Source organism: Blautia sp. DFI.3.45 (assembly GCF_020593505.1).
Classification (GTDB): Bacteria; Bacillota; Clostridia; order Lachnospirales; family Lachnospiraceae; genus Blautia_A; species Blautia_A wexlerae.
Window position 1 is genome coordinate 1 of the sequence record NZ_JAJDMI010000111.1, and the last position, 1,885, is coordinate 1,885.

The 1,885-nt window shown below is 35.6% G+C and carries 1 protein-coding gene; it reads left to right on the forward strand.

Going from position 1 to position 1,885, the window contains the following annotated elements; translation table 11 throughout:
• Positions 1-229 precede the first annotated feature (229 nt).
• Positions 230-1,846, forward strand: a complete 1,617-nt coding sequence (locus tag LJE09_RS17080) for a TOTE conflict system archaeo-eukaryotic primase domain-containing protein (protein WP_227311591.1) — start codon at positions 230-232, stop codon at positions 1,844-1,846.
• The last annotated feature ends 39 nt before the right edge of the window (positions 1,847-1,885 follow it).

Genomic DNA, 1,885 nt, shown 5'->3' on the forward strand with positions numbered 1-1,885 from the left:
AAAGTTTTACGCTGTTTGGATTGGATATGACAAAATTATGAGTAATACTTGAAGTAGCCATACGAACACCTCCTCTTTTCGGGTTTTTTTGTATTAATTATACGATTGACAGAGAAATGCGTCAATAAGAAAAATAAGCATTGAAAATAGTTGGAACAAGTACTAAAATAAAGTTGGGACATGAAATGAAGGTTACATTACGAAATAATAAGAATTGTAGGTGGAAGGTTTGAACATAGAAGCATATGATGCGGATTCATTGAGAAAGATGGTTAGGCTGCTTGAATATGAGAACAAGATATTAAAAGATAAATTGAAGAAAGCAGGCATTTCCTATGAAGAGGTGAATCCTTTTGAAGAAAAAATAGAAAGTGCAGAAGAATATGACCTGGATCAAGGGAATCGTATTGTAAATCCACCGTATATTACAGAGAAAATGGCAATACGTTTCTTTTCGATGTTTTGGGGAAGAGAAGATGTATATGCCAGAAGAGGAAAGAACGGGGGCTATTTTCCACAATGTGCGAATCGTTGGAATGACCGGCTTTGCCCTAAACAACGTAAAGAGAAGGTATTGTGTGATGAATGTGAAAATACCAAATGGATTAGTTTGGATGTTAAAAAAATAATTGATCATTTGTTAGGCACAAAAGAAGATGGATCAGATGTAATAGGTGTATATCCTTTACTGCCAAATGGTACATGCAGATTTATTGTATTTGATTTTGATAATCACGAAAAAGGAGCAGAGGTTACGGACTTTGCAAATACGGATAATGAGTGGCATAAAGAAGTGGATGCGCTTAGAAAAATGTGTGAGCTTAATGGTATCAGACCTTTAGTTGAGAGATCTCGCTCCGGGAAAGGGGCACATGTATGGATTTTCTTTAAAAAGGCAATACCGGCGGCTACGGCAAGAAATTTTGGATTTCTCCTGTTAGACAAGGGTTCAACTTCCATCAATCTGAAATCGTTTCATTATTATGATAGAATGTATCCTTCGCAGGATGTGGCAAGCAGCATAGGTAATTTAATTGTATTGCCATTACAGGGGCAGGCACTTAAAAATGGAAATAGTGCTTTTGTAGATGAAAGTTGGAATGCATATTCTGATCAATGGGATGCTCTTTTCAATAAAACAAGAAAGCTGGGAATAGAAGATGTTGAACAATGCATGGCAAAATGGCAGAGAGAATTAGCAGAAGTCAGAGGAATGCTTACTAATATTGAGAAGAATGTCAGACCGAAACCATGGAAGAAGAAATGTGAGTTTTGTAAGTCAGATGTTGTGGGCAAGCTTCACATGGTATTGGGCAATGGAGTTTATGTTGATACTCTGAATCTTATGCCAAGAATACAAAATCAGATTCGTAGTTTGGCGGCATTTGATAATCCGGAATTTTACAAAAATAAAAGGCTGGGATATTCTAATTATTATAATTTTAGTGCTGTATATTTAGGTAAGGATATATATGGATATATACAGATTCCGAGAGGACTGCGGGAAAATATTATACAGGAATGTGAAAAAGCAGGCATTTCAGTTGAGGTTTCAGATCAAAGAGAAACAGGACAACCTATCAGAGTATCTTTTAAAGGTGATTTGCGAATGCAACAGGAATTAGCAGCAGAAAAATTATTATCACATTCAGATGGAGTTCTGAGTGCGGCAACTGCATTTGGAAAAACTGTAGTATGTAGTTACCTTATTGCAGAGCGAAAAGTAAATACGCTCATTTTGCTGCAAAGTAAAGATTTGCTTAATCAGTGGGTTGATGAATTGAATCATTTTTTAGAGATAAGAGAAGAACCACCGGAATATGAAACAAAAACAGCCTGCAAATAAAAAGTCAAGGCTAAATTGAAAGAATATTGAAAAATTTAT